Source organism: Streptomyces sp. NPDC058239, from assembly GCF_042882185.1.
Taxonomy (GTDB): domain Bacteria; phylum Actinomycetota; class Actinomycetes; order Streptomycetales; family Streptomycetaceae; genus Streptomyces.
Genome location: NZ_JBHVWS010000055.1, coordinates 26,327 through 50,608 on the forward strand (window position 1 = coordinate 26,327; position 24,282 = coordinate 50,608).

Consider the following 24,282-nt stretch of genomic DNA (forward strand, 5'->3'; position numbering starts at 1 on the left):
GCCGACTGCCTACACCGGCCCCGCGATCACCGCGACCGGCTTGGCCAGCGGGGTCCCCGAACCGTCGCGCCGCGGGTCGGGCTCCGGCAGCTCGGTCGGCGTGCCGTTCTTCTGCGCGGCCCGGGCAGGCGTCGCGCCCGCCCAGCCGAACACCAGAACGTCCTCGCCCTTGAGGAACCGCTGGCAGCGCACCCCACCGGTGGCCCGGCCCTTGCGCGGATACTGGTCGAACGGGGTGAGCTTGGACGTCAGCACCGAGTCGTCCAGCGTGCCGTGCGAGCCCGCCACCGTGAACACCACGGCGTCCGCCGCCGGATCCACCGCCGTGAACGAGATCACCTCGGCACCCGCCGTGAGTTTGATCCCCGCCATGCCTCCCGCGGGCCGGCCCTGCGGCCGCACCTGTGCCGCCGGGTAGCGCAGCAACTGAGCGTCGGACGTGATGAAGACCAGGTCCTCCTCGCCCGTGCGCAGTTCGGCCGCGCCGACGATCCGGTCACCGTCCTTGAGCGCGATGACCTCCAACTCGTCCTTGTTGGCCGGGTAGTCCGGCACCACCCGCTTGACGACCCCCTGAAGAGTGCCGATCGCCAGGCCGGGGGATGCCTCGTCGAGCGTGGTGAGGCAGATGACCTCCTCGTCGCTCTCCAGCGTGAGGAACTCCGAAACCGTCGCACCGCCCGAAAGATTGGGCGCGGCATGGGTGTCCGGCAGCTGGGGCAGATCGATCACCGTGAGCCGCAGCAGCCGCCCCGTGGACGTCACCACGCCCACATCGCCGCGGGCCGTCGCCGGTACGGCCGACACGATCGCATCGTGCTTGGCACGCTTGGTGTCCTCGGCGAAGACGATCGGATCGTCATTGGCGGTACGGGCCAGCAGGCCGGTCGAGGACAACAGCACCCGGCACGGGTCGTCCGCGACCTCGAGCGGCACCGAGGCAACCTGCGAACCGGCTGACTCCAGCAGCACCGTACGCCGGTCGGTGCCGAACTTCTTGGCGACCGCGGCCAGTTCGGAGGAGACGAGCTTGCGCAGCTCGGTGTCCGATTCGAGGATGGCGGTCAGCTCGTCGATCTCGGTGTTGAGCCGGTCCCGCTCGCTCTCCAGCTCGATCCGGTCGAACCGGGTCAGCCGGCGCAGCGGGGTGTCAAGGATGTACTGCGTCTGGGTCTCGCTCAGCGAGAAGTGCTCGATGAGCCGCTCCTTCGCCTGCGCCGAGTTGTCGCTGGACCGGATGAGCCGGATGACCTCGTCGATGTCGATCAGTGCGACGAGCAGGCCCTCGACCAGATGCAGCCGGTCGCGACGCTTGCCCCGGCGGAACTCGCTGCGCCGGCGCACCACGTCGAAGCGGTGGTCGAGATAGACCTCGAGGAGCTCCTTGAGGCCCAGAGTGAGCGGCTGTCCGTCGACCAGCGCCACATTGTTGATACCGAAGGAATCCTCCATGGGAGTCAACTTGTAGAGCTGCTCCAGCACGGCTTCCGGCACGAAACCGTTCTTCACCTCGATGACCAGGCGCAGGCCGTGCTCGCGGTCGGTCAGGTCCTTCACGTCCGCGATGCCCTGGAGCTTCTTCGCCGAGACCAGATCCTTGATCTTGGCGATCACCTTCTCCGGGCCGACGGCGAAGGGAAGTTCGGTGACGACCAGACCCTTGCGGCGCGCCGTCACATTTTCCACGGCGACGGTCGCACGGATCTTGAACGTGCCGCGGCCGCCGGCGTACGCATCCTTGATGCCACCCAGGCCCACGATCCGGCCACCCGTCGGCAGATCGGGACCGGGGACGAACCGCATCAGGGTCTCCAGGTCCGCACCCGGATGCCTGATCAGATGGCGGGCGGCGGCGATGACCTCGCCCAGGTTGTGCGGCGGCATATTGGTCGCCATGCCGACCGCGATCCCGGACGACCCGTTGACCAGGAGGTTCGGGTACGCGGCAGGGAGGACGGTCGGCTCCTGCTCCTGACCGTCGTAATTCGACTGGAAAGCGACGGTGTCCTCGTCGATCGACTCCGTCATCAGTGACGTCGCGTCGGCCATCCGGCACTCGGTGTACCGCATGGCGGCCGGCGGGTCGTCGTTTCCGAGCGAGCCGAAGTTGCCGTGGCCGTCGACCAGGGGGAGCCGCATGGAGAACGGCTGTGCCAGACGGACCAGCGCGTCGTAGATCGACGCATCGCCGTGCGGGTGCAACTTGCCCATGACCTCGCCGACGACACGGGCGCACTTCACATAGCCGCGGTCGGGGCGCAGGCCCATCTCGTTCATCTGGTACACGATGCGGCGGTGCACCGGCTTCATGCCGTCACGGGCGTCCGGCAGGGCCCGTGAGTAGATCACCGAGTACGCGTACTCAAGGAAGGAGCCCTGCATTTCGTCGACGACGTCGATGTCGAGGATCTTCTCCTCGAAGTCGTCCGGCGGCGGGGTCTTCGTGCTGCGGCGGGCCATCGCTGCTGCGACTCCTTCACGGATTCTGTTCGGGCAACCTCAGGTTCTGACGCGGACCATTGTGGACCGCCGCGCTGACATCGCCGACCTCGACCCGTCCCAAGAGCCGTTCCCGACCCCTGCCGAGGTGGTTTCACGCCCCATCCCGCGGGGGATGCGCCCCTCTTTCACGCGAACTTCCGCGGTATGGGAACTTCGCCAGGTGTCTCTGCGCTTGCTTACAGTGGCAGGTCTCGCAGGAAATCCAGTATCGCGATCGAAGGGACGTACATGCCCATGGGTCACACGGCCACAGCCCAGGCCGGCTCCGGCGGCTTGACAGCGACCGAGCACCGTCTGGCCAACGGCCTGCGCGTGGTGCTCTCCGAGGACCATCTGACCCCGGTCGCCGCGGTCTGCCTCTGGTACGACGTCGGCTCGCGCCACGAGGTCAAGGGACGTACCGGTCTGGCTCACCTCTTCGAGCACCTGATGTTCCAGGGCTCCGGCCAGGTCAAGGGGAACGGACACTTCGAGCTGGTGCAGGGAGCCGGCGGTTCGCTCAACGGGACCACCAGCTTCGAGCGCACCAACTACTTCGAGACCATGCCCACGCACCAGCTGGAGCTGGCTCTCTGGCTCGAGGCCGACCGGATGGGCTCGCTGCTCGCCGCGCTCGACGAGGAGTCCATGGAGAACCAGCGCGACGTCGTCAAGAACGAGCGCCGCCAGCGCTACGACAACGTTCCCTACGGCACGGCGTTCGAGAAGCTGACAGCACTGGCCTACCCCGAGGGCCACCCGTACCACCACACGCCGATCGGCTCGATGGCGGACCTGGACGCCGCGACCCTCGAGGACGCCCGCGCCTTCTTCCGTACGTACTACGCGCCCAACAACGCGGTGCTCTCGGTCGTCGGCGACATCGACCCCGAGCAGACCCTCGCCTGGATCGAGAAGTACTTCGGCTCCATCCCGTCCCACGACGGCAAGCAGCCGCCGCGCGACGGCACGCTCCCCGAGACCATCGGCGAGCAGCTGCGCGAAGAGGTGCACGAGGAGGTTCCGGCGCGGGCGCTGATGGCCGCCTACCGGCTGCCGCACGACGGCACCCGTGAATGTGACGCGGCCGACCTCGCGCTGACCGTGCTCGGCGGCGGCGAGTCGTCGCGGCTGCACAACCGCCTGGTCCGCCGTGACCGCACGGCCGTGGCGGCCGGCTTCGGGCTGCTGCGGCTGGCCGGTGCGCCCTCGCTCGGCTGGCTGGACGTCAAGACGTCCGGCGGCGTAGAGGTGCCGCAGATCGAGGCAGCGGTCGACGAGGAGCTTGCCCGGTTCGCCGCCGAGGGCCCCACGCCCGAGGAAATGGAACGTGCGCAGGCCCAGTTGGAGCGCGAGTGGTTGGACCGGCTCGGTACGGTCGCGGGCCGCGCCGACGAACTCTGCCGGTTCGCCGTGCTGTTCGGCGACCCGCAGCTCGCCCTGACCGCCGTACAGCGGGTACTCGATGTCACCGCGGCAGAGGTCCAGGCGGTCGCCGAGGCCCAGCTGCGCCCCGACAACCGGGCGGTGCTGGTCTACGAGCCGGTCGAATCGGCCGAGCCCGCAGAAGCAGCGGACACCGAGACCGGCGCCGACGGCGCCGACGACACCGACGCGCACGAAGGAGCGGACAAGTGACCGACGCTGCCGCGACTGGAGTTTCGATGCAGTACCACCCGCAGCCGGCCCCCGGCCTCGCCCGCCCCTGGGCCTTCCCTGCGCCGGAGCGCGGCGCCCTGCCCAACGGCCTCACGGTGCTGCGCTGCCACCGCCCCGGCCAGCAGGTCGTGGCAGTCGAGATCTTCCTCGACGCCCCGCTGGACGCCGAGCCCGAGGGCCTCGACGGCGTGGCCACGATCATGTCGCGGGCGCTGTCCGAGGGCACCGACAAGCACACCGCCGAGGAGTTCGCCGCGGAGCTGGAGCGCTGCGGCGCCACCCTCGACGCGCACGCCGACCACCCCGGTGTCCGGGTCTCTCTGGAGGTCCCGGCCTCGCGGCTGGCCAAGGCGCTCGCGCTGGTCGCCGAGGCGCTGCGGGCGCCCGCCTTCGCCGACAGCGAGATCGAACGGCTGGTACGCAACCGGCTCGATGAGATCCCGCACGAGCAGGCCAACCCGGCCCGGCGCGCCGCCAAGCAGCTCTCCAAGGAGCTCTTCCCGGCCGCAGCGCGGATGTCGCGCCCGCGCCAGGGCACCGAGGAGACGGTGGAGCGGATCGACTCGGCGGCCGTGCGCGCCTTCTTCGACGCCCACGTCCGGCCGTCCACGGCGACCGCCGTGGTCGTCGGTGACCTCACCGGCATCGACCTGGACGCCCTGCTCGCCGACACCCTCGGCGACTGGTCGGGAGACACCGCGGAGCCTCGTCCCGCCCCGCCGATCACCGCCGACGACACCGGCCGAGTGGTGATCGTCGACCGTCCGGGCGCGGTGCAGACGCAGCTGCTGATCGGCCGGATCGGCGCCGACCGGCACGACAGCGTGTGGCCGGCCCAGGTGCTGGGCACGTACTGCCTGGGCGGCACGCTCACCTCCCGGCTGGACCGTGTGCTGCGCGAGGAGAAGGGCTACACCTACGGCGTACGGGCCTTCGCCCAGGTGCTGCGGTCGTCGGCCCCGGATTCGGCCTCGGGGGCGACCGGTGCCGCGATGCTCGCCATCAGCGGATCGGTGGACACGGAGTCCACGGGACCGGCGCTGAAGGACCTGTGGACGGTCCTGCGGACTCTGGCGGCCGAGGGGCTGACGGATGAAGAGCGTGAGACGGCCGTGCAGAACCTCGTGGGTGTCGCGCCGCTGAAGTTCGAGACGGCGGCCTCGGTTGCGGGCACCCTCGCAGACCAGGTCGAGCAGCACCTGCCGGACGACTACCAGGCACAGTTGTACGCCCGGCTCGCGGAGACCGGCACGGTCGAGGCGACTGCTGCGGTGGTCAACGCCTTCCCGGACGACAGGCTGGTCACGATCCTCGTCGGTGACGCATCACAGATCGAGGAGCCGGTCCGGGCCCTGGGCATCGGAGAGGTGTCGGTGGTCGCCGGCTGACGGGCGTACCCGTCGTGGACACCGGACGACCGGCCGGGCCGAGGCGGGCGACCCCCGCCCGGCCGGCCCGTTGCGTGTGACAGTCCACCGGTCGACCTTCACGTACGACCGAGCACCGAAGGCAACGGGCGGCCTACCGACCCACCATATGACTGCATATCGGGACAGAAGGAAGACTCCTGTGAGCAAAATCTCGCCGGAGTCTTCCTTTTTGTCCGTTTTGATGGGGAGGTTGCCTGTCTGCCCTGTGGGATGCGCTACAAAACGGCCTGTCCGTTTGGTGAATGCAAGTGACCCCGCTTAGCGTCGGCTGGGCTGCCCGTCACTCGTATGCCGCAACCGCGACATACCGGGCAGTCATCGCCGAGTCCCCGTCAGGCGCGAGCCTGGGGAGCCGGGGACCCATGCAGTCCCTGGGGTGAATCGGATGCCTGAGCCCGGATGAGGCCGGGGCGTCCGTAGGAGACCTTCCTGCTCCGAACCCGTCAGCTAACCCGGTAGGCGAGAAGGAAGGAAAGGATCAGCCACTTCATGGCGTTCACCCGTGCCACCGGGAAGCATCGTGCCCCGAGCCGACTGACGCGCAGCAGCGCGAAGATCGCCGGCGTCGCCGCTCTGGCCACCACCGGCGTCATAGGCGGCATGGCCTCTCCGGCCCTCGCCGCGCACTCCTCCGTCAGCGAGACCGGTCTGAACCAGGTCATCGCCATCGAGGGCGCCCTCGCCGACCAGATCGATGCCCAGGCCGACGCGCAGAAGCACCAGGCCGATGTCGCGGCGAAGGCGAAGGCGGAGGCCCAGCGGAAGGCCGAGGCCAAGAAGAAGGCCGAAGCCAAGAAGAAGGCCGAGGCGAAGGCCAAGGCCGACGCGAAGCGTGCGGCCGAGGCGCGTGCCGAGAAGGCCCGCGCCGCCCGGTCCGCCGAGCGCACCCGCCTGGGGTACTTCCAGCTCCCGGTCGCCGGTTCGTACGTCACCACCGGCTACAAGTCCAGCGGCTCGCTCTGGTCCTCCGGCAGCCACTCGGGCATCGACTTCCACGCCGCGTCCGGCAGCTCCGTCGTCGCCGTCGGCGCCGGTACGGTCGTCGAGGCCGGCTGGGGAGGCGCGTACGGCAACAACATCGTGCTCCGGATGACGGACGGCACGTACACGCAGTACGGCCACCTCTCCTCGATCGGTGTCTCCGTCGGCCAGAGCGTCGGCGCGGGCCAGCAGATCGGCCTTTCCGGCTCGACCGGCAACTCGACCGGTCCGCACCTCCACTTCGAGGCCCGGACCACGCCGTCGTACGGCTCCGACATGGACCCCGTCGCGTACCTGCGCGCCCACGGCGTCAGCGTCTGACCGACGCTCCACCCGCAGCAACCCTTCGAAGGCCCCGGCGGCACGCCGGGGCCTTCGCCGTGCCCGGCCTCCGCGCCCGCCCGCAGTACCTGCTTCCCGAACCCGTCCTGTGGCCAAAAGATATTCATGAATTTCCACCCGGCATCGGAAATGCGGCTGCATTGCAATAGAGTCTCAGAACAGGCGTCGGTCGGCCGCGTTTCGCGGGGATTAAGGCGGAGGTTCGAACATGCGCATTCCGGCGCATTCGGTATGCACGGCAATCCGTGACGACATCGTCTCCGGCGTCTTCGAACGCGGCAGCCGGCTCACCGAGGAGTTGCTGGCGCGCCGTTACGGAGTCTCCCGTGTTCCGGTACGGGAAGCGCTGCGCACCCTGGAGTCCGAGGGCTTCGTGGTCACCCGCCGGCACGCGGGCGCCTGTGTCGCCGAGCCCACCGAGGAGGAGGCCGCCGACCTCCTGGAGGTCCGGATGCTGCTGGAGCCGCTGGGTGCCGCGCGCGCCGCGCAGCGCCGCACCGAGGCGCATCTCAAGGTATTGCGCGGTCTGGTCAGGCTCGGCCAGGAGCGGGCCCGGCGGGGCGAGGGGGAGGACCTGCGCTCACTGGGCGGCTGGTTCCACGAGACGTTGGCGCAGGCCTGCGGCAGTCCCGGCCTGATCGCGCTGCTCACCCAGCTCCGGCACAAGATCGCCTGGATGTACACGGTCGAGCAGCCCGCCCGCCCGGTGGACTCCTGGGCCGAGCACGGGGCCATTGTGGACGCGGTGGCGCGGCGTGACGCGGAACGGGCCAGGGCGCTGGCCACTCAGCACGCCGAACGGGCCGCGGCCGCGCACCGGCTGCGCCGCGCCGACCGGCCGGGCCGCCGGTCCGACGCCTCGCGCGCCGACCGGGTGAGGACTTCGCAACATTCCGTAAACACCACGGGTGTTCGGAATTAACGATTACGCCGTATACAAAGAGTCGTAATTTTTCGAGGGCTTTCTTTGGGCTGTCTGAATTTGCTCCGGTCGTCCGGGTCGCGAAAGCGAAAAAGCCGCGGCCCTCAATAAGGGTGCCGCGGCTCTCTTGCAGAAAATGGCTCAGACGGTCTCCGGGAGCTCGTCGAGCCCCTCGGCGACCAGCTTTGCCAGGCGGTCCAGGGCGGCTTCGGAGTCGTCGGCCTCGGACGCGAGCACGATCTCCTCGCCGCCGTGCGCGCCGAGACCGAGCACCGCGAGCATGGAGGCGGCGTTCACCGGGTTGCCGTCGGCCTTGGAGATCGTCACGGGGACGCCGGAAGCCGTAGCGGCACGGACGAAGATGGAAGCGGGGCGGGCGTGCAGGCCCTCGGCCCAACCGACGTTGACGCGGCGCTCAGCCATGGTTCTGCCCTTCACGAATCAATGGTTGTCTAGACCAGTCTCTCATGTGGTGCGCGATGCTCCGGCCGACCTGCGGCACGCCCACAACCCGTGCTCCACCGCCGATCGGCCCCCTCAGACTGCCCCGGCCCCAAGACCTACGCGACCGCTGACGGAGCCGTAGTCTTTGCGCATGCAGCCCTCGCCGGAGCAGAGTCCGCATCACGCGTACCCCGACCACTGGGAAGCGGACGTGGTCCTCCGCGACGGCGGAACCGCCCGGATCAGGCCCATCACCACGGACGACGCCGAACGGCTGGTCAGCTTCTACGAGCAGGTCTCCGACGAGTCGAAGTACTACCGGTTCTTCGCCCCGTACCCGCGTCTGTCCGACAGGGACGTGCACCGCTTCACCCATCACGACTACGTCGACCGGGTGGGGCTCGCGGTCACGGTCGGTGGCGAGTTCATCGCGACCGTCCGCTACGACCGGATCGATGAGCGGGGCAGGCCCGCTTCCGCGCCCGCCGACGAGGCCGAGGTCGCCTTCCTCGTCCAGGACGCGCATCAGGGCCGGGGCGTGGCATCGGCGCTCCTCGAACACATCGCGGCCGTCGCCCGCGAGCGCGGCATCCGCCGCTTCGCTGCCGAGGTGCTGCCCGCGAACAACAAGATGATCAAGGTGTTCCGAGACGCCGGGTACACCCAGCAGCGCAGTTTCGAGGACGGCTCCGTCCATCTCACCCTGGACCTCGAACCGACCGCAGAGTCGCTCGCCGTGCAGCGCGGCCGTGAGCAGCGGGCCGAGGCGCGCTCCGTGCAACGGCTGCTCGCCCCCGGATCGGTCGCCGTCATCGGCGCGGGCCGCACTCCCGGCGGGGTCGGCCGCACGGTCCTGCGCAACCTCCTCGGGGCCGGCTTCACCGGCCGTACGTACGCAGTGAACCGCGCCTTCGCCGCCGACCAGGGCACGATCGACGGTGTCCCCGCCCACCGTTCCGTCGGCGAGATCGACGAACAGGTGGATCTAGCGGTCGTCGCCGTCCCTGCCGACCGGGTTCCGGAGGCCGTCGCCGACTGCGGTGAGCACGGTGTCCAGGGCCTGGTCGTCCTCTCCGCCGGGTACGCCGAATGGGGCGCCGAAGGCAGGGAAAGGCAGCGTGAACTGGTCCGCCAGGCCCGCTCGTACGGGATGCGGATCATCGGCCCGAACGCCTTCGGTGTCATCAACAACTCCGAAGCCGTCCGGCTGAACGCCTCCCTCGCCCCCGAGCCGCCCGCCCCCGGACGCATCGGCCTCTTCACCCAGTCCGGAGCGATCGGCATCGCGCTGCTCTCCGGGCTCTACCGGCGCGGCGCAGGCCTGTCCACCTTCATCTCCGCCGGCAACCGCGCCGACATCTCGGGCAACGACTTCCTGCAGTACTGGTACGAGGACCCGGACACCGATGTCGCCCTGCTGTACCTCGAATCGCTCGGCAACCCCCGCAAGTTCACCCGCCTCGCGCGGCGCACCGCGGCCGTGAAGCCGGTGGTCGTGGTGAAGGGCGCCCGGCACAGCGGCTCCACCCCGCCCGGCCATGCGGTGCCGGTCAGCCGGATCCCGGACGCGACGGTCTCCGCGCTCATGCGGCAGGCGGGCGTGATCCGCGTCGACACCGTGACGGAGATGGTCGACGCGGGTCTCCTCCTCGCCGATCAGCCCCTCCCGGCGGGCCCGCGGGTCGCGATCCTCGGCAACTCCGAATCGCTCGGTCTGCTCACGTACGACGCCTGTCTGGCCGAGGGGCTGCGCCCGCGCCCGCCCCGCGACCTCACCACCGCGGCCACCCCGCAGGACTTCCGGGATGCCCTGGCCGAGGCCCTCGCCGACGAGGGCTGCGACTCGGTGGTCGTGACGGCGATCCCGTGGGTGGGCGAGAACGGCGAGGCGGAATCGGGCGACGGCGAGGTGCTGGCGACCGCGCTGCACGCGGCCGCCGCGGCCGGTCCCGCCAAGCCGGTGGCCGTCGTCCATGTGGAGATCGGCGGCCTGGCCGAGGCCCTCGCCGCGGCCACCAGCACGGTCGCACTGCCGCGTCCTTCGACACAGTCCTCCGCAGCCGCGACACCCCCGCGCGCCGGAGCCGCCACCACGACCGGCCCCACCCCTGCGCGTACCCCCTCAGCACCCGGAACCGGCAGCGGCACAGCCACCGCCGCCACCGATGCGGGCAGCGACGACGGCGCCGGTGCCGCCGCGGGCACTGACGGCGTTCCCGGCATCCGGATCGGCCGGATTCCCGCCTACCCCGCCGCCGAACGGGCCGTGCGTGCCCTGGCCGAAGCGGTGAGGTACGCGCAGTGGCGACGGCAGGCCGCCGTGCCCGGCAAGGTGCCCGAGTTCCTCGACGACACCATCGACGAGCCGGGCGCCGCCGAGCTGATCGACACCCTCCTCGGCCCCGGCCCCGACCCGCGGGGCAGACCGCTCACACACGACGAGGCGCGCGAACTCCTGGGCCGCTACGGCATCACCGTACGGCCGACGCTGCCGGCCCCCGACCCGGAAGCCGCTGTCGCCGCGGCGGCACAGCTCGGCTATCCCGTGGCGCTCAAGACCACCGCACCCCATCTGCGTCACCGTGCCGATCTCGGCGGTGTCCGGCTGGACCTCGCCAACGAGAGCGCGTTGCGCCGGGCGTACGGCGAACTGACCGACCTGCTCGGCAAGCCCGCCGAGCTCCAGCCCGTCGTCCAGGCCATGGCGCCGCGCGGCGTCGACACCGTCGTACGGGCCACGATCGACCCGGCGGCGGGTGCCGTCCTCTCCTTCGGGCTCGCAGGCGCGCCCTCCGAACTCCTCGGCGACACCGCACACCGCCTCGTTCCGGCCACCGACCGCGACGCCGCCGAGCTGATCCGGTCCATCCGGGCGGCGCCGGTGCTGTTCGGCTGGCGTGGCGCGGCGCCCGTGGACACCGCGGCGCTGGAAGAGCTGCTGCTGCGGGTGTCCCGGCTGGTCGACGACCATCCCGAGGTGGTCTCCATCGCCCTGGAACCGGTCGTGGTCGCCACCCAGGGGCTGACCGTCCTCGGCGCGAGCGTCCGGCTCTCGCCGCCCCCGGCCCGCACCGACCTCGGCCCCCGCCGCCTCCCCAACTACTGACCGGCGGCGCACCGTTTCGTCCCCGATCGCCGGACGGGCGCGAAACCGGGTCCCTTCACCGCCGGGGCCCCGGTCCGCCCTGCCGCACAACGTCCCCGGCAGTCATCCGTCCCCCGTAGGATGGTCCTCATGGCAAAGACCGGTACGACGACCCAGGGGCTGCGCGCGGCGATCGAGCGCAGCGGCTACTACCCGGCCCTCGTGGCCGAGGCGGTGGAGGCCGCCGTGGGCGGTGAGCCGGTCGCTTCGTACCTGGTGCACCAGGAGACCACCTTCGACTCCAACGAGGTGCGCCGCCACGTCACGGTCCTGGTCCTGACGGACAACCGTTTCATCGTCAGCCACACCGACGAGCAGAACGCGGACACCAGCTCCCCGACGCCGTACGCCACCACCTCCACCGAGTCGGTCAAGCTCGACCGGATCTCGTCGGTCGTGGTCAGCCGTGTCGTGGCCAACCCCGAGAAGTACGTACCGGGCACGCTGCCCCGCGAGGTCGTCCTCACCATCGGATGGGGCGCGGTCTCCCGGATCGACCTGGAGCCGGCCGCCTGCGGCGACCCCAACTGCGAGGCCGACCACGGCTACACCGGCAGCTCCACCGCTGACGATCTGAGCCTGCGGGTCAGCGAGGCCGGTGACGGCCCGGACACCGTGCGCCAGACCCTCGCCTTCGCCCAGGCGCTCTCCGAGGCCACGGCCGCGACCGCGGCGACCGGCCGCTGATGGCCCAGCCGGCCTGGCAGGACCCCGTTCTGCTCCCCGTCGACACCGCCCCCGTCCCGGAGTACGGCAGCGGCTCGCTCTGCGATCTGCTGCCCACGCTCGCCGCCGGACAGGGCGTACCCGGCTTCACCGCCGCGATCCCCGAACTCACCCCTGCCGACCGGAACTGCGTGTTCCTGATAGACGGTCTCGGCTGGGAGCAGATCAAGGCCCACCCGGACGAGGCACCGTTTCTTCACTCCCTGCTGCCCACCTCGCGTGGCGGCACCGGCCGTCCGATCACGGCGGGCTTCCCGGCCACCACCGCGACCTCACTGGCCTCGGTCGGCACCGGACTTCCGCCGGGGGAGCACGGCCTTCCCGGCTACACCGCGCGCAATCCGGAGACCGGCGAGCTGATGAACCAGCTCCGCTGGCAGCCCTGGACCTCGCCGAAGGCCTGGCAGCCGTACCCCACCGTCTTCAAGCTCGCCGACGCCGCCGGTGTGCGCACCGCCCAGGTCTCCGCCCCCGCCTTCGAGCAGACTCCGCTCACCAAGATCGCGCTCAGCGGGGGCTCGTTCCTCGGCCGGCTGGCCGGCGAGGAGCGGATGGATGTCGCCGCCGAACGGCTCGCCGCAGGTGACCGGTCGCTCGTCTACACGTACTACAGCGAGGTCGACGGCAAGGGCCATCGCTTCGGCGTCGACTCCGACGCCTGGCGCGGACAGCTGATGTACGTGGACGGCCTGGCCCGGCGGCTGGCCGAACAGCTCCCGCCCCGCTCGGCGCTGTACATCACCGCCGACCACGGCATGATCGACATCCCCTTCGACGAGCAGTCCCGGATCGACTTCGACGAGGACTGGGAGCTGCGCGCGGGCGTCGCCCTGCTCGGCGGCGAGGGCCGGGCCCGTCATGTGTACGCCGTCCCGGGGGCCGAGAGCGATGTGCTGACCGTCTGGCGGGAAGTGCTCGGCGAGCAGTTCTGGGTGGCGAGCCGGGACGAGGCGATCGCGGCCGGCTGGTTCGGCCCGAAGATCGACGAACGTGTCCACGGCAGGATCGGCGACGTCGTCGCGGCGGCCCGCGACGACGTGGTGATCACCGCTTCGGTCAATGAGCCGCACGAGTCCGCGATGGTCGGCATGCATGGTTCGATGACCCCCGTCGAGCAGCTCGTCCCGCTGCTCGAAGTACGCTCGTAGGCGCGTTTTCCCTCGCCGGCGTTTCCTCACCAACGTTTCTTCCGCCCTGCTATGCCCCGCCCGAAAGGTGCTCAGCCCCTCATGCCCGAGCTTGTGTTCTTCTCCGGAACGATGGACTGCGGAAAGAGCACGCTGGCGCTGCAGATCGGCCACAACCGTTCGGCGCGCGGCCTGCAAGGCGTGATCTTCACCCGCGACGACCGGGCGGGGGAGGGCAAGCTCTCCTCACGGCTGGGGCTGGTCACCGAGGCCGTCGAGGCCGATGAGGGCATGGATCTGTACGCGCACCTCGTCGACCTCATCAGCCGGGGCGGCCGGGCGGACTACGTGATCGTGGACGAGGCGCAGTTCCTGGCTCCCGTCCAGATCGACCAGCTCGCCCGTATCGTCGACGACCTCGGCATGGACGTCTTCGCGTTCGGCATCACCACCGACTTCCGGACCAAGCTGTTCCCCGGATCCCAGCGTCTGATCGAACTGGCCGACCGGGTCGAGACGCTCCAGGTCGAGGCGCTCTGCTGGTGCGGCGCACGGGCCACGCACAACGCCCGAACGGTCGGCGGCGAGATGGTCGTCGAAGGTGCCCAGGTGGTCGTGGGAGACGTCAACCAGCAGGCGGGCGAGGTCGGTTACGAGGTGCTGTGCCGGCGTCACCACCAGCGCAGGACGACCAGTGCGAGCGCCCGCGCGGCCGCGCTCTCACCGGACGTGCTGCCCGTCACCTCTGCCTGAACCGCCCCCTCGGGTGTCGGGTGCGGATGCTTAGGATGACGCTGTGAACACGGTGAGCGGAAAAGAGGCCGAGTCCGGATCGGGCCCGCTGGGCAAGGTGCAGCCGAGGCAGCTGATCGTGACGGTCTACGGGCTGTACGCACGCGACACCGAAGGCTGGATGTCCGTGGCCTCGCTGATCCAGCTGCTCGCCGACCTCGGCGTGGAGGGGCCGACCGTACGGTCTTCGGTCTCCAGGCTGAAGCGCGCCGGACTGCTCGAAGCCGAATCGGTCTCCGGAGCCGCCGGATACCGGATCTCACCCGAGACCGAGCGGATTCTGCGCGACGGCGATCCGCGGATCTTCGCGGCCCGGCGGGCCACCGTGGACGAGGGCTGGGTGCTGGTCGTCTTCTCGGTGCCCGAGTCCGAACGGGCCAAGCGGCACACCCTGCGCACCCAGCTCACCCGGCTCGGCTTCGGTTCCGTGTCCGCCGGGGTGTGGATCGCACCGGGACATGTGCACGACGAGGCGGAGGACATGCTGGCCCGGCACGGGCTGCGCTCGTACGCCGACCTCTTCCGGGCCGACTATCTGTCAGTGGGCGGGGGTACGGACGGGAGCGGTGACCTCGCGGCGAAGGTGCGCTCCTGGTGGGACACCGTCCGGCTGCAGCGGCTGTACGTCGAATTCCTCGCGGTGCACCGGCCGGTGGCCCAGCGGATCGCGAGCGGGAGCCCGGGGACGGATCGCGAGGCGTTCACGACGTACATCAGGGTTCTCACCGACTGGCGCCGGCTCGTCTACCTCGACCCCGGTGTGGCGCGTGAGCTGCTGCCGGCCGAGTGGAGCGGAACCGAGGCGTCCGAACTCTTCGACGAGTTGCACGCCCGGCTGGCCGGCCCCGCCCATCGGCATGTCGAACGGGTCCGGGCCGGCTGACCCGCCCTCGCGGCCCGGCGGCTCAGCGAGCGGCCGTCCGTACGATCGTGAACACCGCACCCTCCGGGTCGGCCACGGTCGCCACCCGGCCGTTCGACCCCTCCCGGACCGGCTGCAGGATGTATCCGCCGAGCTCCACCACGCGGTGCGCGGCCGCGTCGGTGTCGGTGACCTCGAAGTACGTCATCCAGTGGGGGCCCCGGTCGCGCGGCAGGGCGCGGCCCACGCCGTGCAGCGAGGCCACCGGACGGCCGTTCAGATGCAGGGTCTGGTAGTCGAAGTCGGCCGAGACGACCGCCTCCGCCTCGTAGCCGAAAACCGTCTGGTAGAACTTGCAGACCGTCGAGGTCTCGCTGGTCACCAGCTCGTTCCAGACCGGTGTGCCGTGGGCTCCCGCGAGCGCCGTACCGACGTGTGCGGCGGCCTGCCAGATCCCGAAGACCGCGCCGCTGGGGTCGGAGGCGATGGCGAGCCGGCCCGCCTCGCCCGCGTCGAGCGGTCCGACGGCGACCGTGCCGCCGCAGGAGCGGATCATCTCCGCCGTGACATCGGCGTCGTCGGTGGCCAGATAGGTCGTCCAGGCGACCGGCAGATGGCGGTCGGGCGGCAGCTGTCCGATGCCCGCGACCACTTTCCCGTCGATCAGTGCGCGGACGTACGGACCCAGCTGGTCCGGGCCGGGCACGAACTCCCAGCCGAACAGATCGGCGTAGAAGTCCTGGGTCGTGCTCAGGCCGTGCACGATCAGACTCACCCAGCATGGTGTTCCAGGCGTGCGCCGAGCGGCAGCCTCGGTCATCGTCACTCTCTCCTCGGACCATCGTGGTGGCCGTACGGGGGGAACGGGGCCGGTGTGTCGCCGTGCGGTACAGGATGTGTACGCCCCGTGCAGATGCTTGCACCACCCGGCGCACGATGTGCCCCGGCCGCGCCGCACTTTCCGGGATCTCGACAGAGAGAGACCGGTTTAATGCGATACGTCCGTTTCGAAGGTGTTACGGGTGGGGCGGCTCCTGCGCGAGGATGGCACCCATGAAGCCCATCATCACCGCATCCGAATGCGCGAGCGAGTCGGCGGGGCCACGTCCGCCGGTGCTCCTGGACGTACGTTGGCAGCTCGGCGGCCCGCACGGCCGTCCTGGCTACGAGGCCGGGCACATTCCCGGTGCGGTATTCGTCGATCTTGATGCGGAACTTGCCGGTCCGGCAGGCAGCGGCGGCCGTCACCCGCTGCCCGATCCGGAGGAATTCGGCGCGGTGATGCGCCGAGCCGGTGTCTCCCGGGACACTCCCGTGGTCGTTTACGACGGCGGCCAGAGCTGGGCGGCGGCGCGCGCATGGTGGCTGCTGCGCTGGACAGGGCACGAGGACGTCCGGGTCCTGGACGGCGGTCTCGCGGCCTGGGAGGGGGAGCTCCAGACGGAGAGCCCGACCCCGGCCGAGGGTGACTTCCGGCCCGCCCCCGGCGCTCTGCCGCTGCTGGACGCGGACGGGGCGGCGGTGCTGGCCCGCTCGGGTCTGCTGCTCGACGCGCGAGCCGCCGAACGCTACCGGGGTGATGTGGAGCCGATCGACCGGGTGGGCGGCCACATCCCGGGTGCCGTCTCGGCCCCGACCTCCGAGAACGCGGGGGACGGCGGCCGATTCCTGCCCGCCGAATCGCTGGTGGCCCGCTTCGAGAAGCTCGGTGCCGGCCGGGCGCCGGAGGTGGGCGTCTACTGCGGCTCCGGCGTCTCCGCCGCCCATGAGGTGCTGGCCCTGGCCGTTGCCGGGATCCCTGCGGCGCTGTACGCGGGCTCCTGGTCCGAGTGGTCCGGTGACGAGTCCCGCCCGGTCGCAAAGGGCCCCGACCCCCAGTAACGGAGCGCGCACCGGCCCGAGGGCAAGGAACCGCCACGACGAGTTCCGTAAGCGCACGGCACGAGCGGCACGCGCGGCACGAGGGACGCATGCGACACGAGCGGCGCGCACGGCATGAGGCCCGCATGCCGCACGAGGGCCCGTACGCAGCGGCGTACGGGCCCTCGTCATGCTGCGGTCACCCCGCTCAGTCCTGCTTCTTCCGGCGCGTACCGAAGACGATCTCGTCCCAGCTCGGCACGGCGGCCCGGCGGCCCGGCCGGACGCCGTCCGCCTCGGCCTGGCGGTCCGTCGTCCCGGTCAGCCGGTCGCGATGGCCGGCCACCGCTCGCGGCATGAGCACATCCGCGTAGGCGGAACCGGCGCCTGCGGAGGCTGCCGCGGCCGGCGGCTCATCGGCCTCCGGCTCCTGCACGGCGGGCTCGATGGCCGGAGGCTCGGGCGGTGCGGGCCGCTCCGGCACCACCATGTCGCCGCGGAAGCTCGGTACCGCCTCCAGCAGGCTGGTCAGCGAATCGCGCTCGCCGGCCGAGATGCCGCCGATGTGTTCCTCCGGCTCGGACACGGGTGCCGGCGCCGTGGGGCGCTCCATCTGGCGGTTCAGGGCACGGTCCAGCGGCCGGTCGCGGGGCAGCCGGGCAATCCGCGGCACGAACGGGAAGCTCGGTTCGGGCGCGGCGACATCGTCGGTCTCGCCGATCAGCGAACGTGCCTCGTCGTCCACGGCCTGGACCAGCCGACGCGGCGGGTCGTACGTCCAGCTCGCCGAGTGCGGCTCGCCCGCGACCCGGTAGACCAGCAGGACTTCCCAGGTGCCGTCGTCGCGGCGCCAGGAGTCCCACTGGACGGTCTCCTTGTCGGCGCCGCGCAGCAGCAGCCGCTCCTGCACCGCTTCGCCGAGCTGGGGGCCGGTGTTCTCGCCGGGACGGCGCACAGGAGTCTTCCGGGCCCGCTCGGCCATGAAGGCACGCTCCGCGAGCACGGGGCCCTCGAAGCGGCGGACACGGTCGACCGGAATCCCGGCGAACTGAGCTACCTCCTCCGCGGAGGCACCGGCTCGTATCCGGGCCTGGATGTCGCGGGGGCGGAGGTGGCTCTCCACCTCGATCTCGATCTGGCCGAGCCGCGCGCGGTCGTTGCGCACGGCGGCTCGGAGCCGCTCGTCGATCGGAAGCGTGTACTCCGTGCTGTCCGCAGCCTTGAGCACCAGTCGTGTGCCGTCGTTGGAGACGGCCACGACACGCAGTTCGGGCATGGGGACCTCCCGGGTGGTGCCTGCCGACGTCACGTGCGTCGCTGCTTCCGCTAGTCGAGTGTGGCCTGCCCGGGTGCAGCCTGCCACAACATTGCCGTGTTGCCCGGCGTGTCGGGCGTGAGCCCTTGATCGCCGGTATGACACGGTGACCTATTGTGCAACATAAAGTGACCGATGGTTACTTTGCGTTGCCAGTCCCCGTGCGATGCCGTGGCGCCGCCGGATCGAGTGCCTCCTTCGGCCCCCTCCCGAAGATCCCGGACACCCACGCGGGAGTCCGGCCCCAGGGCTCGCCACAGTACTCCATTCGGGCCATGTGGGTGGACCGCCGCGCCGCCGAAGTTCTCGTGAGGTGCGGGAGTTGAGCTACCCGGCCGGGTGCGGGGCGACCTTCATGCGTGTCCTGCTTCACAGAATCTCCCGAAGTGGAACTATTCACTTCGCTCAAATGTCCCTTCCTGTTGCATGGTGGGAGAGATGTCAATCAAGGGCTGGAAATGGTGCAGAAGCCAGAAAGTGACATAGAACCCAAAGAAAGGCGTATAGATCTGAGCCTGCCGCAGGTGGCGGGCAGTGCCGTGGCAGCAGTCGCGGCAGCGGTGGCGGCCTCCCAACTGGGCGTGTACGGAACGATCCTCGGTGCCGGAGTGATGAGCATCGTCGCCACGTGCGGCGGTTCGGTCTTCCAGCACTTCTTCCGCCGCACGGGGGAGCAGATCCGCGAGGTCACGGTCCAGGTGAAGCACCCGGGCCGAGAGGTGACCGTACATACGCGTGAGACGGGCGGTGCGCGCTTCGCCACGACCGTGCAGCGCGATACGGATGCCACGACCGTACTGCGCAACGTGGCAGACGATCCGGACCGTACGCAGTTGCTGAGGCCGCTCGACGGGACCCAGCCGCTCACCACGGGGCGCCCGGACCCGGACGAGGAGTTCTCCGAGGCCACCACCCACGGCACCCGCATCCGTGGCTGGAAGCGGTCGGCGCTCGGGGCGGTCGTGGTCTTCGCCGTGACGATGGCCGGCATCACCACGTTCGAACTGGTCTCCGGCAACGACCTGAGCGGTGGCAAGGGAACGACCGTCGGCTCCGTCGTACGAGGCGGGGAGCGGGGCTCCGGGGCGAACGACCCGGCACCGGCGACCAGCACCGACCCCGGCCAGGGGAAGACCCCGGGCCAGGAGAGCGGCGCGACGCCGGGTACGGACTCGCAGGGCGGACAGAGCCGGAATCCGGAATCCGGTCAGGGCGACGGTTCCTCTGCCGATCCGACGCCCAGCCCCACGCCGTCCGACAACACCGGTGGCCAGACGAATCCGTCCCCGGCGACCACTCCCTCCCCGGCGGCGCCCGGCGACGGCAGCACAGCCGGCCCGGACACCACGGGTGCGGGCGATGCCCCGGTGCAGGGCGACCGCGCCACCGCGGGCACGGACGCCGAGCGGTGAACGGCCGCGACGCTCAGTCGCCCAGCACCCGGCGCAGATAGTCGTTGCCGAAGAGGCGGTCCGGGTCCAGCCGGTCGCGTACGGTGGTGAACTCGCCGAACCGCGGGTACACCCCGGCGAGGTACTCGGCGTCGCGGGTGTTGACCTTGCCCCAGTGCGGGCGGCCGGCGTGGGCGGTCATGATCCGCTCGACGGCGGTGAAGTACGCCTGGTAGGGCGTGCCCTTGTACAGATGGACGGCGATGTACGCGCTCTGACGGCCCGAGGCCGTGGAGAGCGCGATGTCGTCCGCGGGGGCGGTACGGACCTCCACCGGGAAGCTGATCCGCAGGGGTGAACGCTCGACCATCGCCTTGACCTCGCGCAGCGCCTCCACGACGGCCTCGCGCGGCAGCGCGTACTCCATCTCCACGAAGCGGACCCGGCGCGGGCTGGTGAAGACCTTGTACGGGATGTCGGTGTACGTACGGGCCGACAGGGCGCGGCTGGAGAGCTTGGCGATCGACGGGATGGCGGCGGGGACCGCCCGGCCGAGCGAACAGGCCACCTGGAAGATCCCGTTGGAGAGGAGCTCGTCCTCGATCCAGCCGCTGACCTTTCCGGGCGGGGCGGCGGGGCCCGCGCTGCGGTTGTTGCGCTTGGTGTTGCAGTTGCCGGTGTGCGGGAACCAGTAGAACTCGAAGTGTTCGTTCTCGGCGACCAGTTCGTCGAAGTCGCCCGTGACCCGGTCGAAGCTCATCGGCTCCTCACGGGCCGTCAGCAGGAAGACCGGCTCCACGGCGAAGGTGATCGCCGTGACGACACCCAGGGCGCCGAGCCCGATCCGGGCGACGGCGAAGATGTCGGCGTTCTCCTTCTCCGAACAGGTCAGCACCGTGCCGTCGGCCGTCACCAGTTCGAGGGCACGGATCTGCGCGGATATGGACGCCGAGTCGCGGCCGGTGCCATGGGTGCCGGTCGAAGTGGCGCCGGCGACCGTCTGCTCCATGATGTCGCCCATGTTGGTGAGCGACAGGCCCTCTCGCGCCAGGGCGGTGTTCAGCCGCTTCAGCGGGGTGCCTGCCTCGACGGTCACCGTCATCGCCTTGCGATCGATCTCCCGGATACCGGTGAGCAGATCCGGTCGGATCAGCACACCGTCGGTGGCCGCCGTCGCGGTGAAGGAGTGCCCGGTGCCGACCGGCTTGACCCTCAGACCGTCCTCGGACGCGCGGCGCAGTACCTCGGCGAGCTCCGCCACGGAGGCGGGGGACACGGCCCGTACCGGACGGGCGCTGACGTTCCCCGCCCAGTTACGCCACGCACTCGTCGTCGTCCGTGCGTCGGTGTCGGTCATCTTCCCCGCGCCCTTCCGTAGGAACCGGCCCGCTGAGCCGGCGATACCCCAGGAACGCCACCGCGGCCGCGAGCGCTCCCGCCACGGCGGGCACCACGTACCCCGCCTCGGCCCCGGACGCGTCGACCACCCAGCCTGCGGCCGAGGAGCCGAGCGCCACACCGACGGCGAGCCCGGTGCTGGTCCAGGTCATGCCCTCGGTCAGTTCGGTGCGCGGTACGTGCTGCTCGACGAGGGCCATGGTGGTGACCATCGTCGGTGCGATGGCGAGGCCCGCGACAAAGAGCGCCACGGCCAGAAACGGGAGGTTCCCGGCCAGTTGGAGGGGGATCATACTCACGGCCATCGCACACACACCCACCAGCCACCGGGTGGACGGCTTCCCCTTGAGGTGCAGCAGACCGAAGACCGCTCCGGCCAGGCAGGACCCCAGCGCGTACACGGCCAGCACGAGGCTCGCCGCGGCCTTGTGACCCTGCTCCTCGGCGAAGGCCACCGTCACCACGTCGACTGCCCCGAAGATCGCACCGGTCGCCACGAACGTGACCACGAGCACCTGGAGGCCCCGCGAGCGCAGCGCGGAACCGCCGGTGTGCTGCTCGCGCGGATGCGGCACCGGCTCGGTGGCGCGCTGGGCGGTCAGCCAGAAGACACCGACCAGCAGGAACCCTGCGGCGAGAAGCGGCCCCGCCTCGGGGAACCAGGCGGTGGACAGACCGATCGAGATGATCGGACCGAAGATGAAGCACACCTCGTCGACGATCGACTCCCACGAGTACGCGGTGTGCAGCTGCCGCGGCGAACCGCGGTAGATCTCCGCCCAGCGGGCCCGGATCATCGAACCCACGCTGGGGACGCAGCCGGCGCCCGCCGCGAAGACGAAGAGCGTCCAGTCCGCCAGCCGCTGCTGCGCGCAGATCAGGAGACCGGCCACCGCCGCCAGCGCGACCAGGGTGGCGGGACGCAGGACACGGCTCTGCCCGTGCCGGTCGACGAGCCGGGAGATCAGCGGCCCGATCACCGCCGCCGACATCGCCAGCGTCGCGGAGAGCGCGCCCGCGAGCCCGTAACGGCCGGTGAGCTGGGAAACCATGGTGACCACACCGATGCCCATCATGGACAGCGGCATCCGGCCGAGGAATCCGGCCGCCGAGAACCCCTTGGTGCCGGGGGCGGCGAAAATCGCGCGGTAGGGACTGGGCAAGGAGGACTCCGGAACGGCGTGATCGCACGCATCTGTAATGCGTGAACGTAGCCGATACAGCTTACGGTCGGGTAGGTCCGTCCGACATCGGGGTGGGCCGGGGGCCGATGTCGATGGGAACGCTGTCCGAGGCGAGTGGCAGGATCGATGCCATGTCCGATCTGCGCGATCCCGCTCCCTATGACGCCCTGCTGCTGCTCTCCTTCGGCGGCCCCGAAGGCCCGGACGACGTGGTCCCGTTCCTGGCGAACGTGACCCGTGGCCGTGGCATCCCCGAGGAGCGCCTGAAGGAAGTCGGCAAGCACTACTTCCTGTTCGGCGGCGTCAGCCCGATCAATGCCCAGAACAGGGCCCTGCTGGACGCCCTGCGCAAGGATTTCGCGGAGCACGGACTCGATCTGCCGGTGTACTGGGGCAATCGCAACTGGGCGCCGTACCTCACCGACACCCTGCGCGAGATGACCGCGGACGGACACCGCCGCATCGCAGTCCTCGCCACCAGCGCATACGCCTCCTACTCCGGCTGCCGGCAGTACCGCGAGAACCTCGCCGAGTCGCTGGCCGCCCTGGAGGCCGAGGGGCTGCGTGTGCCCCGGGTCGACAAGCTCCGGCACTACTTCAACCATCCCGGGTTCGTACGGCCCATGGTGGACGGCGTCCTCGCCTCCCTGGCAGACCTCCCCGAGGACGTACGGGCGGGGGCGCACCTCGCCTTCACCACGCACTCCATCCCCACCTCCGCCGCCGACACCTCCGGCCCCGTGGAGGAGCACGGCGACGGCGGCGCCTATGTCGCCGAACACCTGGACGTCGCCCGCCTGATCGTCGACGCGGTGCGCGAGGAGACCGGCGTCGAGCACCCCTGGCAGCTCGTCTACCAGTCCCGCAGCGGCGCCCCGCACATCCCGTGGCTGGAGCCCGACATCTGCGACCACCTGGAGACGTTGCACGGCGAAGGCGTCCCCGCCGTGGTGATGGCCCCCATCGGTTTCGTCTCGGACCACATGGAAGTGCTGTACGACCTCGACACGGAGGCCACCGCGAAGGCCGCCGAGCTCGGACTTCCGGTGCGCAGGTCCGCGACCGTGGGCGCCGACCCGCGCTTCGCCGCGGCCGTGCGAGAACTGGTGCTGGAGCGCGGCGCCACCGAGCAGGGACGCGTCGCGCAGCGGTGTGCGCTCGGCGCGCTCGGCCCGAGCCATGACCTCTGCCCGGTCGGCTGCTGCCCGGCCCGGGCCCTCAAGCCGGCCGCTGCGGGCGCCGACAGCCCGTACGTGTAAGAAGCCCCTGCCATACGTCTGAGAGCCCTGGAGCGCCGTGACCGACCCGAACCTGTCCGAACTGCTCGACCTCGCCCTGGAGGCCGCCCGCCGTGCCGGTGCGCTGCTGCGCGACGGCCGCCCGGCCGATCTGGGGGTGGCCGCGACCAAGTCCAGCCCGATCGACGTCGTCACCGAGATGGACATCGCCGCCGAGAAGCTGATCACCGGCTTTCTCACCGAGCGCCGGCCCCAGGACGGCATTCTCGGCGAGGAAGGGGCGAACGCAGCGGGCAGCAGCGGTATCCGCTGGGTCGTCGATCCGCTCGACGGCACCGTGAACTACCTGTACGGACTGCCGACCTGGGCCGTCTCCATCGCCGCCGAGCGGGACGGCGAGCGGGTCGTGGGCGTGGTGGAGGCCCCGATGCGCCGTGAGACGTACCAGGCGGTGCTCGGCGGCGGTGCATACGCGAAGGGCGGTGCGTACGGCGAAGGCACCGCGCTGCGCTGCCGGCCCGCGCCGCCGCTCGACCAGGCGCTCGTCTCGACCGGCTTCAACTACGTGAGTCACGTCCGTACGCACCAGGCGGACGTGGCCCAGAAGCTGATCCCGCAGCTGCGTGACATCCGGCGCAGCGGCTCAGCCGCCGTGGACCTCTGCGATGTGGCATCCGGCCGCCTCGACGGCTACTACGAGCGCGGGCTCCACCCGTGGGACCTGGCGGCCGGCGACCTCATCGCCCGCGAGGCGGGCGCCCGCACCGGCGGCCGTCCCGGGCTGCCCGCCGACGGTGAGCTGACGGTCGCCGCGACGCCGGGTGTCTTCGAGCCGCTGCAGGGCCTCCTGGAGGAGTTCGGAGCCTGGCACGACTAGACCGAGGTCGACCGGGTCCTTCCGGCGCGGGGGTAGGGGGCCCGCGCCCCGGTTGGGGCGCAGGGGGGCGGGGCCCCCCGCGCACACCCCGGTGGGGGCGCATTGAAA

General features: G+C 70.8%; 19 protein-coding genes and 1 riboswitch. Of the genes, 13 read left to right on the forward strand and 6 right to left on the reverse strand.

Annotated elements, in window-relative coordinates; translation table 11 throughout:
* Positions 1–9: 9 nt before the first annotated feature.
* Entirely contained in the window at positions 10–2,460 is a 2,451-nt protein-coding gene (locus ACFVYE_RS38050; protein ID WP_383965408.1) for a DNA topoisomerase (ATP-hydrolyzing) subunit A, read from the reverse strand.
* 270 nt (positions 2,461–2,730) lie between these two features.
* Here ACFVYE_RS38050 and ACFVYE_RS38055 point away from each other — a divergent pair, with 270 nt between their 5' ends.
* The 4 genes from ACFVYE_RS38055 to ACFVYE_RS38070 all read left to right on the forward strand — a co-directional run bounded on the left by ACFVYE_RS38055 (position 2,731) and on the right by ACFVYE_RS38070 (position 7,815).
* Positions 2,731–4,119, forward strand: coding sequence for a M16 family metallopeptidase (locus ACFVYE_RS38055; protein WP_383965411.1), 1,389 nt, complete (start codon positions 2,731–2,733; stop codon positions 4,117–4,119).
* A gap of 26 nt (positions 4,120–4,145) precedes the next feature.
* Positions 4,146–5,528: a M16 family metallopeptidase gene (locus ACFVYE_RS38060; RefSeq protein WP_383965459.1), complete on the forward strand. Its 1,383-nt coding sequence runs from the start codon at positions 4,146–4,148 to the stop codon at positions 5,526–5,528.
* A gap of 351 nt (positions 5,529–5,879) precedes the next feature.
* Positions 5,880–6,046, forward strand: a riboswitch (cyclic di-AMP (ydaO/yuaA leader).
* A gap of 13 nt (positions 6,047–6,059) precedes the next feature.
* Complete coding sequence (locus ACFVYE_RS38065; RefSeq protein WP_383965414.1) at positions 6,060–6,872, forward strand: M23 family metallopeptidase; 813 nt, start codon at positions 6,060–6,062, stop codon at positions 6,870–6,872.
* A 229-nt stretch (positions 6,873–7,101) separates the two neighbouring features.
* Positions 7,102–7,815 (forward strand): GntR family transcriptional regulator, encoded by a 714-nt coding sequence (locus ACFVYE_RS38070; protein WP_389608474.1) that lies wholly within the window; start codon positions 7,102–7,104, stop codon positions 7,813–7,815.
* 141 nt (positions 7,816–7,956) lie between these two features.
* On the opposite strand, the gene ACFVYE_RS38075 is transcribed toward ACFVYE_RS38070, so the two are convergent.
* Entirely contained in the window at positions 7,957–8,238 is a 282-nt protein-coding gene (locus ACFVYE_RS38075; protein ID WP_093898943.1) for an HPr family phosphocarrier protein, read from the reverse strand.
* Positions 8,239–8,410: 172 nt separating this feature from the next.
* Between ACFVYE_RS38075 and ACFVYE_RS38080 the strand changes: the two genes are divergently transcribed.
* From ACFVYE_RS38080 to ACFVYE_RS38100, 5 genes are all read left to right on the forward strand, one after another.
* Entirely contained in the window at positions 8,411–11,365 is a 2,955-nt protein-coding gene (locus ACFVYE_RS38080) for a GNAT family N-acetyltransferase (protein WP_389608475.1), read from the forward strand.
* A 129-nt stretch (positions 11,366–11,494) separates the two neighbouring features.
* Positions 11,495–12,091 carry a DUF5998 family protein gene (locus ACFVYE_RS38085; RefSeq protein WP_093898945.1) on the forward strand — a complete coding sequence of 199 codons (597 nt, stop codon included), beginning with the start codon at positions 11,495–11,497 and terminating at the stop codon, positions 12,089–12,091.
* Positions 12,091–13,278, forward strand: a complete 1,188-nt coding sequence (locus ACFVYE_RS38090) for an alkaline phosphatase family protein (RefSeq protein WP_383965423.1) — start codon at positions 12,091–12,093, stop codon at positions 13,276–13,278. The genes ACFVYE_RS38085 and ACFVYE_RS38090 overlap by 1 nt, the downstream gene beginning before the upstream one ends.
* A gap of 81 nt (positions 13,279–13,359) precedes the next feature.
* Positions 13,360–14,010 (forward strand): thymidine kinase, encoded by a 651-nt coding sequence (locus ACFVYE_RS38095; RefSeq protein ID WP_093898947.1) that lies wholly within the window; start codon positions 13,360–13,362, stop codon positions 14,008–14,010.
* Positions 14,011–14,053: 43 nt separating this feature from the next.
* Entirely contained in the window at positions 14,054–14,932 is an 879-nt protein-coding gene (locus ACFVYE_RS38100) for a PaaX family transcriptional regulator C-terminal domain-containing protein (protein WP_383965427.1), read from the forward strand.
* 22 nt (positions 14,933–14,954) lie between these two features.
* On the opposite strand, the gene ACFVYE_RS38105 is transcribed toward ACFVYE_RS38100, so the two are convergent.
* A complete protein-coding gene (locus tag ACFVYE_RS38105; RefSeq protein ID WP_383965430.1) occupies positions 14,955–15,731 on the reverse strand; it encodes a VOC family protein in 777 nt (258 codons plus the stop codon).
* Positions 15,732–15,964: 233 nt separating this feature from the next.
* On the opposite strand from ACFVYE_RS38105, the gene ACFVYE_RS38110 reads away from it, so the two are divergent.
* Positions 15,965–16,792, forward strand: coding sequence for a sulfurtransferase (locus tag ACFVYE_RS38110; RefSeq protein ID WP_383965433.1), 828 nt, complete (start codon positions 15,965–15,967; stop codon positions 16,790–16,792).
* 187 nt (positions 16,793–16,979) lie between these two features.
* Here the strand turns inward: ACFVYE_RS38110 and sepH are convergent, their stop codons facing one another.
* On the reverse strand, positions 16,980–18,047 hold the full coding sequence (sepH, locus tag ACFVYE_RS38115; protein WP_389608476.1) for a septation protein SepH: 1,068 nt from the start codon (positions 18,045–18,047) through the stop codon (positions 16,980–16,982).
* Between the two features lie 497 nt (positions 18,048–18,544).
* Here sepH and ACFVYE_RS38120 point away from each other — a divergent pair, with 497 nt between their 5' ends.
* Entirely contained in the window at positions 18,545–19,498 is a 954-nt protein-coding gene (locus ACFVYE_RS38120) for a hypothetical protein (protein WP_383965438.1), read from the forward strand.
* A gap of 13 nt (positions 19,499–19,511) precedes the next feature.
* Here ACFVYE_RS38120 and ACFVYE_RS38125 read toward each other — a convergent pair whose 3' ends face one another.
* Entirely contained in the window at positions 19,512–20,834 is a 1,323-nt protein-coding gene (locus ACFVYE_RS38125; RefSeq protein WP_389608477.1) for a D-arabinono-1,4-lactone oxidase, read from the reverse strand.
* Complete coding sequence (locus tag ACFVYE_RS38130; RefSeq protein WP_383965444.1) at positions 20,791–22,038, reverse strand: MFS transporter; 1,248 nt, start codon at positions 22,036–22,038, stop codon at positions 20,791–20,793. The genes ACFVYE_RS38125 and ACFVYE_RS38130 overlap by 44 nt, the downstream gene beginning before the upstream one ends.
* A gap of 152 nt (positions 22,039–22,190) precedes the next feature.
* On the opposite strand from ACFVYE_RS38130, the gene ACFVYE_RS38135 reads away from it, so the two are divergent.
* Both ACFVYE_RS38135 and ACFVYE_RS38140 read left to right on the forward strand, forming a co-directional pair.
* On the forward strand, positions 22,191–23,318 hold the full coding sequence (locus ACFVYE_RS38135) for a ferrochelatase (protein WP_389608478.1): 1,128 nt from the start codon (positions 22,191–22,193) through the stop codon (positions 23,316–23,318).
* Between the two features lie 37 nt (positions 23,319–23,355).
* The gene (locus ACFVYE_RS38140; RefSeq protein WP_389608479.1) at positions 23,356–24,174 is read left to right on the forward strand and encodes an inositol monophosphatase family protein; all 819 of its coding nucleotides are present in this window, start codon (positions 23,356–23,358) and stop codon (positions 24,172–24,174) included.
* Positions 24,175–24,282: the final 108 nt, after the last annotated feature.